The organism is Dietzia sp. SLG310A2-38A2, assembly GCF_014145095.1.
GTDB lineage: Bacteria > Actinomycetota > Actinomycetes > Mycobacteriales > Mycobacteriaceae > Dietzia.
In genome coordinates this window covers 4,136-11,055 of record NZ_JAALDX010000540.1, presented here as the reverse complement: position 1 = coordinate 11,055, position 6,920 = coordinate 4,136, and the positions used below count along the sequence as shown (strand labels likewise).

Sequence of the window (6,920 nt, the reverse complement as noted above, 5' to 3'; positions counted from 1 at the left end):
TGATGGTGTACGCGCGGGATCCCGCGCGCGTCCGGCTGGCCGGCGGGGTCGCCTCCGCGGTCGACCCCTCCGACTTCCCGCACACCGCCGAGGACGGGGTCAACTACCGCCTTCTGCCGCTGCGCAACACCAACAAGCGGTTCAACCCGCGCACCACGCCCACCATGACCTACCCGCTCTACGGCGACCCGGACACCGGGGAGGTCTCCGTGGACCCCGTGCCCGGGCTCGCCGAGATCCTCCCGGTGTTCGGCGACCTCACTCCGGCCGTGTGGCGCTGGTCGCGCGATCGCGCGCGGGAGCGGAGCGACGAGTTGGTCTGTCGGACGGTGCGGGGTCGGACCGGGCCGCGGGTCGATGTGTACCAACGCGACCGGCACGAGGTGGGCCGGATCAAGAAGCTCAAATCCATCTGGCTGGCTCAGGAAGTCGGGTCCACCGACACCGCCCGCGCGGAACTGCGCAGCGCGGGGGTCGACGGGTTCCGCACGCCCAAGCCGGAGGCGCTGATGCGGCGGATCGTGGAACTGGCGACCGAGGCGGACGACCTGGTGGTGGACCTGTTCGCCGGCTCCGGGACCACAGCCGTGGCGGCCCGCGACCTCGGTCGCCGCTGGGTGGTGGTGGAACGCAACCCGGAGACGGTCCGTGACGTGATCCTGCCGCGGCTGCGCGTCAGCGGAGTGTGACGCTGACGGGAGCGGGACGCTGACGGGGGCCTGACGCTACCGGAGCTTGACGCTGCCGCCGTCCGCCATGAGCGTCTGCCCCGTCATGTAGCGGGCGTCCTCGCTGGCGAGGAACACCGCGACTCGGCCGATGTCCGCCTCGGGGTCGCCGAACCTGCGCATCGGCGTCCCGGACAGCAGGTGCTTCTCGATACCGGGGTTGGCCTCGATGTACGCCTCGACTCCCTCGGTGAGGGCCAGCGGCGAGATCACGTTGACGGTAATTCCGTCTCGGGCCCATTCGTTGGCCGCCACCCGGGAGACGGCGCGGATGGCCTCCTTGGCCGCCGCGTACGAGGCCTGGGTGGGGCTGCCCTCGATGCCGGCGCCGGAGGCGAAGTTGATGACCGAGCCACCCGCGGTGGCCAGGTGCGGGTGCGCGGCCTTCATCAGCCAGAAGGTGGGGTAGAACCCCGTGTCGAAGGACAGGTCCAGCATCTCCCGGGTGGTCTCCAGCAGCGGCGCCTGGCGTGACGCGTGGGCGTTGTTGACCAGGACGTCGAGGCGTCCGAAGTGCTCGACGGCCGTCTCGACGATCATGCGGGCGTTGTCCTCGACCGAGATGTCCGCCGCCAGGTACCGGACGCCCTCACCCAGTTCGTCGGCCAGGGCGCTGCCGGCCACGTGGTTGATGTCGACGACGAGTACGCGGGCCCCCTCCTTGACGAACGCTCGGACGATGCCCCTGCCGATCCCGCCGGCGCCGCCGGTGACGACCGCCGTCTTCTCCGCCAACCTCATGGTTAATCCCCGTTCTTAGTGTGGTCGTAACCATACTGCGGTGTCCGGCGGCAGGATCTCGCCGGTGGGGGATTCAGCGTTGAGTAGTCCTGAGGAGAGGGGCCCGGAGGAGAGCAGCACCTCGCCGAGGGGCAGGGGCACCGACCGGTCTGAGGTGTTGAGCGCGCACACCACGCCGTCGTCGCGGCGGAACGCCAGGCATCCGGACGGCGCCCCGTACCACTCGACGGACGCGGTGCGCGGGCCCGAGCACGAGCGCCGGGTCTCGATGGCCGCCCGGTACAACGACAGCGTGGAGTCCGGGTCCTCGATCTGGGCCTCGACCGTCAGGCGGCCCCAGTTGTCCGGCATCGGGAGCCAGGTGTGATCGGTGGTCGAGAAGCCGTAGGGCGGCGTGGAACCCTCCCACGGGATCGGGACGCGGCAGTGATCGCGACCCATCTCCGCGTGGCCGCTGCGTTCCCAGGTGGGGTCGGTCAGCCGGTCGTGGGGGATCGAGAAGTCGCTCGGCAGGCCCAGCTCCGACCCCTCGTAGAGGAACGTGATCCCCGGCAGGGCCAGCTCGACCAGCAGCATCGCCCGTGCCCGGGCGGTGCCGACGGCGCCGTTGCCGTATCGGGTCACCTCGCGTACGACGTCGTGGTTGGACAACGCCCAGGTCGGGGCAGACTCGGCGATGCGTGAGGCTTCGAGCGTCGCGTCGATGGCCTCGCGCACCGCGCCGGCCTCGAAGGGGGCGCCGGTGAGCGGGAAGTGGAACGCGAAGTGCAGCTCGTCAGAGCGGAGGTATCGGGCGAACCGGTCGGCCGGGCCCACCCACACCTCGCCGAAGGTCGCCGCGCCCGGGTACTCGTCGACGACCGCGCGGATCCGCCGGTGGACGTCGTGGACGCCGGGCCGGTCCCACCGTGCGTCGCGCTCGTCGACCACGAGTTGGGCGATCTCCACATCGTCCGGCAGGTCGGCCAGGTCGTCCGGTTTGGCCAGACCGTGCGCCACGTCGATCCGGAACCCGTCGACCCCCAGGTCGAGCCAGAAGCGCAGGGTCTCCTCCAGGTCGTCGCCCACGTCGGGGTGCGACCAGTCCAAGTCCGGCTGCTCCGGGGCGAAGAGGTGCAGGTACCACTGCCCGGGGGTCCCGTCCGGCTCGGTGACGCGGGTCCAGGCCGGTCCCCCGAACACCGAGGGCCAGTTGTTGGGCGGCCGGGAGCCGTCCTCACCGAGGCCGTCGCGGAAGAAGTAGCGCTCGCGCTCGGGGCTTCCGGGACCCGCCGCCAGGGCGGCGTCGAACCACGGGTGTTCGATACTCGTGTGATTGGGCACCAGGTCCATGATCAGGACCATCCGCGCGGCGTGCAGTGCCTCCACCAGCCGGCGCAGTGTCTCGACGTCGCCGAACAACGGATCCACGTCGCGGGGGTCCGAGACGTCGTAGCCGTGATCGGCGCCGGGGGAGCGCATGATGGGGGACAGCCACACCCCGTCCACGCCCAGCAGTTCCAGGTAGCCGACGCGGTCGATCACGCCTTGAAGGTCGCCCGTGCCGTCCCCGTCGGAGTCGGCGAAGGATCGCGGGTAGATCTGGTAGAGGACCATGTCCTCCCACGGCCGGGTGGCGTGGGCCGGGGAGGTCACATGTCCTCCGGGGTGTTGACCATCATCGCGGCGGCCCGGGTGAAGTACTCCACCATCGCCGCCCGGTGCTCGTCGTCCATGGTCTCGCGGTCGATCGTGTCCACGGCCGCGAGCATGTGCGTGAGCCAGGCGTCGTGGGCCGCGCGGTCCACGCGGAAGGGGTTGTGGCGCATCCGGAGCCGGGGGTGACCGCGCTGCTCCGAGTAGGTGGTGGGGCCGCCCCAGTACTGCTCGAGGAACATCCGCATGCGGTCCTCGGCCGGACCCAGGTCCTCCTCCGGGTACAGCGGGCGCAGCACCGGGTCGTCGGCGACCCGCAGGTAGAACTCGTGGACCAGCTTCCGGAACGTCTCCGCGCCGCCGATCTCGTCATAGAAGGTAGTGCTGCTCATGCTCCCCATCATGCCCGTGGGATCCGCCCGGGGGTCTGATCCACCACCCGTCGGTGACGGCCGCGAGGACACCGCGGACAACCGGTAGGCGGTGATCGCGCGCGAAGTGTTCATCGAGGGTGCATCATCGTTGCAGGCGAGGTTCACTACGGGCCCGGTTGACAGTGCTGCACTGGGCTCGGAGCAGACGAGCGGAGACCGACCATGGGCACAGCCGTGCGCGAGAATTCGGAGTACCGACAACCGGGGTCACGAGCCCCTGTTCGACTCGAGCGTGTCCCGGATCCGCACGTCCCGCTGGCCTCCGCGCCCCGGGTTCTCCTGCTCAACGCCGGCTACGAGGCCCTCACCGCCCTTCCCGCACGCCGCGCCGTGGTGATGCTCCTCGGTGGCAAAGCGGTCGTGGTCCACGATCACCCGAACGAGATCCTGGTCCGGTCGGTCGACACGGCCGTTCGCGTGCCCTCGGTGATCATGCTCCGCGAGTACGTCCGGATCCCCTACCGGGCGCAGGTGCCCATGACGCGGGCCGCCCTCATGCACCGCGACTCTCACCGGTGCGGGTACTGCAATGCCCGTGCGACCACCGTCGACCACGTGATCCCGCGCAGCCGCGGGGGCGAACACGTGTGGGAGAACTGCGTGGCCTCCTGCGCGCCGTGCAATCACCGTAAGGCCGACAAGTTCCTCTCCGAACTGGGGTGGGAACTGCGGGTGCCGTTGGTGGCGCCGAGGGGCCGGACGTGGCGGCTCGTCTCCCAGCTCCGCGAGATCGGCCCGTACTGGGAGGACTACCTGTACCTCGACGCCGCCTGACGGTGCGCACCGGGCGAACGAGGTCACCTCGGGCAGCCGGGTGAACAGCGCCCGCGAGACCGCCGAGAGCACCGGGGGATTGTCGAAGGACGACATCGAGGAGCTCGGCTCTTCCCGACCTGCGTGAACAGAACACATAGCTAGGGTGGGCGGATGGACGCCGACATCAACTTCTACTTTGACCCGGTCTGCCCCTTCGCCTGGATGACCAGCAAATGGGTGCGACAGGTGCAAGCGCAGCGCGACTACACCGTCGACTGGCGGTTCATCTCGTTGCGTCTGGTCAACGCAGAGGTCGACTACGACGCGCACTTTCCGCCTGAATACGAAGCCGGCCACACCGCCGGGCTGCGGTTGCTGAGGGTGGCGGCGCGTGCGCGAGCCGAGCATGGCCGAGCGGCGATGGCGCCGTTGTACGCCGCTTTCGGGGCGCACATCTTCGACACCGCCCCGGACGCCGGTGACGACCGCAGCGAAGGCGAGGTGCGTGAGCGGCGCGGCACGCGGGAGTTCGCCGAGCAGATCCTCGCCGACGCCGGTCTGCCGATAGAGCTGGCTGACGCGCTCGACGACGAGTCGTGGGACGCCGAGATCCGCCAGGAGACCGACGAGGCGCTCTCGCTGACGGGCAAGGACGTGGGCACGCCCATCATCCACTTCGAGCCACCGACCGGCGTCGCCTTCTTCGGGCCCGTGATCAGTCGGTTGCCACACGAGGACTCGGCGGCCGAGCTGTGGGACCACGTGGTCGGGCTGGCCCGCTTCCCGGGTTTCGCCGAGCTCAAGCGCAGCCTGCGAGAGCTGCCACAGCTGGCCGCGCTCGGAGTCGACGCCGACACGGTCGGCACGCAGGAGGACTGGCACGGCGGCAGCCGGCGTCAGAAGAAGTGACCCTATTGGGGGAGGGCGGAGATATGAGCGGAACCGGCATCCGCAGTCACCGCGAGTCCGTCACCGTCGAGGCGTCGGCCGAGACGCTCTACGACGTGGTCTCCGACATCACCCGAACCGGCGAGTGGAGTCCGATCTGCACCTCGTGCTGGTGGGACGACGAGGCCGAGGCCGGTCAGGTCGGTGCCTGGTTCACTGGGCGCAACGAGCTCCCGCACCGGACGTGGGAGACCCGGTCGGTGGTGGTGGCGGCCGAGCATGGGCGCGAGTTCGCCTGGGTCGTGGGCGGCAGCTTCGTCCGTTGGGGGTTCACTCTCGCCCCCGCGCCGACAGGGACGTTGCTCACCGAATCCTGGGAGTTCCTACCCGGCGGGATCGCCATGTTCGAGGAGAAGTTCGGCGACCGGGCGCCCGCTGAGATCACCGACCGCACGCAGCAGGCCCTCGACGGCATCCCCAAGACGCTCGCCGCCATCAAAAAGATCGCCGAGTCTTCCACCCGCGAAGGGGAGCCGGCCCGGCCTTGACTGGCCACTCCGCCCCGGGCGGGACGTCCTCGGACGGGTTGACCGCCATCCATACGTGCGCCGGCCAGCGACCTGCAGGAGGAGGCCTGCGTTCGGGAGCCCGCGGTAGCGCTGACGCGAGCGGCCCTCAGCTGTGTGTGGGACCGGCTTCGCTGATCGCCGACAGGGCTGCGCGTAACCGTGCGTCGGCGTCGTCGGCAACTTCACGTACCTGTGGGCTGCCGCTGAGCTGGACCATGGTCTGCGGATCGATGGCCTCTACGGTGGTCTGTTCATCGTCTTTGCCGCGGCGAACCACGACGTTGCACGGCAGCAGGACGCCGAGCTGCGGCTCGGCGGCCAGGGCCTTGCTGGCCAGGCCGGGGTTGCAGGCTCCCAGGATCACGTAGTCGCCCACGGCCTCGGCTGCCTCTTCGCCCAGTTTGGTGTTGAAGGTTGCATGGACGTCGATCTCGGTCAGGATGCCGAAGCCCTGGTCGGCCAGGGCGGCGCGGGTGCGCTCCAGGGCTCGCTCGTAGGGCATCGGGACAGTGATGGTGCGGGTGTAAGTCATGGACGGTCCCTTCGATGGTTCGTCGACGGTACTGATGCTTCCGGATTTAAGACTGTCAGGTTCGGCGGGGATCAGGCCAGGGAGAGGAACAGCTTCTCCAGGTCCTGCCTCTCCGGGGCATCCCCGGGGTTGGTCAGGCAGTGTTCGAGGCCGCTGGCGATGATCGCGAAACCAGCCCGGTCCAGGGCCTTGGACACGGCCGAGAGCTGGGTGACGATGTCCTTGCAGTCGCGGTCCTCCTCGATCATGCGCACCACGGCTCCCAGCTGCCCTTGGGCGCGCTTGAGGCGGTTGAGTGCAGGTGTCAGTTCGACGGTATCGAGTTGCATGGGGATCTCCTGGCAGAGGTGAGAAGTGTCCTCATGCTATACCCCGGGGGGTTTAATGAACAGCCCCTCCGGGTTCAGGTTGCGGGCTCTTTCGCCCGGTCCCGCTAGCTCTCGCGGCGAATCTCCCCGCAGGCGGCGGCGAGGAGTGGGCGGGCGGATCGTCGATCGCCCGGAACGGCCGGGCATCCGGTGCCGATCGAGGGGTCGAGTGATGCCGGACGGTCGAATGCTCGTGCATCGCCCCGGTCGCAAGTGCCCTTGGTCGCTTCCGGCACCGCGACCTGGATGTCCCTGGGGGCATGTTGCGC

10 protein-coding genes are annotated in these 6,920 nt (G+C 69.5%); 4 read left to right on the top strand and 6 right to left on the bottom strand.

The window, feature by feature from the left end:
* A partial coding sequence (locus G6027_RS17210; protein WP_182638200.1) for a site-specific DNA-methyltransferase occupies window positions 1–689 on the top strand: 689 nt, incomplete at its 5' end.
* Between the two features lie 36 nt (window positions 690–725).
* Here the strand turns inward: G6027_RS17210 and G6027_RS17205 are convergent.
* From G6027_RS17205 to G6027_RS17195, 3 genes are read right to left on the bottom strand one after another with little or no spacing between them, the layout of a single operon-like run.
* On the bottom strand, window positions 726–1,469 hold the full coding sequence (locus G6027_RS17205; protein ID WP_182638199.1) for an SDR family oxidoreductase: 744 nt from the start codon (window positions 1,467–1,469) through the stop codon (window positions 726–728).
* A gap of 15 nt (window positions 1,470–1,484) precedes the next feature.
* Window positions 1,485–3,065 carry a glycoside hydrolase family 13 protein gene (locus G6027_RS17200; RefSeq protein WP_182638201.1) on the bottom strand — a complete coding sequence of 527 codons (1,581 nt, stop codon included), beginning with the start codon at window positions 3,063–3,065 and terminating at the stop codon, window positions 1,485–1,487.
* 35 nt (window positions 3,066–3,100) lie between these two features.
* A complete protein-coding gene (locus tag G6027_RS17195; RefSeq protein ID WP_182638198.1) occupies window positions 3,101–3,496 on the bottom strand; it encodes a globin in 396 nt (131 codons plus the stop codon).
* 204 nt (window positions 3,497–3,700) lie between these two features.
* On the opposite strand from G6027_RS17195, the gene G6027_RS17190 reads away from it, so the two are divergent.
* The 3 genes from G6027_RS17190 to G6027_RS17180 all read left to right on the top strand — a co-directional run bounded on the left by G6027_RS17190 (window position 3,701) and on the right by G6027_RS17180 (window position 5,730).
* Window positions 3,701–4,312, top strand: coding sequence for an HNH endonuclease (locus tag G6027_RS17190; RefSeq protein ID WP_182638197.1), 612 nt, complete (start codon window positions 3,701–3,703; stop codon window positions 4,310–4,312).
* A gap of 153 nt (window positions 4,313–4,465) precedes the next feature.
* The gene (locus G6027_RS17185; RefSeq protein WP_182638196.1) at window positions 4,466–5,203 is read left to right on the top strand and encodes a hypothetical protein; all 738 of its coding nucleotides are present in this window, start codon (window positions 4,466–4,468) and stop codon (window positions 5,201–5,203) included.
* Between the two features lie 23 nt (window positions 5,204–5,226).
* Entirely contained in the window at window positions 5,227–5,730 is a 504-nt protein-coding gene (locus G6027_RS17180) for an SRPBCC family protein (protein ID WP_182638195.1), read from the top strand.
* Window positions 5,731–5,857: 127 nt separating this feature from the next.
* Here G6027_RS17180 and G6027_RS17175 read toward each other — a convergent pair whose 3' ends face one another.
* The 3 genes from G6027_RS17175 to G6027_RS18480 all read right to left on the bottom strand — a co-directional run.
* Window positions 5,858–6,283 carry a DUF302 domain-containing protein gene (locus G6027_RS17175; RefSeq protein WP_182638194.1) on the bottom strand — a complete coding sequence of 142 codons (426 nt, stop codon included), beginning with the start codon at window positions 6,281–6,283 and terminating at the stop codon, window positions 5,858–5,860.
* A 71-nt stretch (window positions 6,284–6,354) separates the two neighbouring features.
* A complete protein-coding gene (locus tag G6027_RS17170; RefSeq protein ID WP_182638193.1) occupies window positions 6,355–6,612 on the bottom strand; it encodes a metal-sensitive transcriptional regulator in 258 nt (85 codons plus the stop codon).
* Window positions 6,613–6,716: 104 nt separating this feature from the next.
* A partial coding sequence (locus G6027_RS18480) for a hypothetical protein (protein WP_206682508.1) occupies window positions 6,717–6,920 on the bottom strand: 204 nt, incomplete at its 5' end.

Coding starts and splice junctions, on each gene's coding strand:
- G6027_RS17205 (WP_182638199.1), bottom strand. CDS start 1,469: ATGAGGTTGGCGGAGAAGACGGCGGTCGTCACCGGCGGCGCCGGCGGG.
- G6027_RS17180 (WP_182638195.1), top strand. CDS start 5,227: ATGAGCGGAACCGGCATCCGCAGTCACCGCGAGTCCGTCACCGTCGAG.
- G6027_RS17170 (WP_182638193.1), bottom strand. CDS start 6,612: ATGCAACTCGATACCGTCGAACTGACACCTGCACTCAACCGCCTCAAG.
- G6027_RS17175 (WP_182638194.1), bottom strand. CDS start 6,283: ATGACTTACACCCGCACCATCACTGTCCCGATGCCCTACGAGCGAGCC.
- G6027_RS17190 (WP_182638197.1), top strand. CDS start 3,701: ATGGGCACAGCCGTGCGCGAGAATTCGGAGTACCGACAACCGGGGTCA.
- G6027_RS17195 (WP_182638198.1), bottom strand. CDS start 3,496: ATGAGCAGCACTACCTTCTATGACGAGATCGGCGGCGCGGAGACGTTC.
- G6027_RS17185 (WP_182638196.1), top strand. CDS start 4,466: ATGGACGCCGACATCAACTTCTACTTTGACCCGGTCTGCCCCTTCGCC.
- G6027_RS17200 (WP_182638201.1), bottom strand. CDS start 3,065: ATGGTCCTCTACCAGATCTACCCGCGATCCTTCGCCGACTCCGACGGG.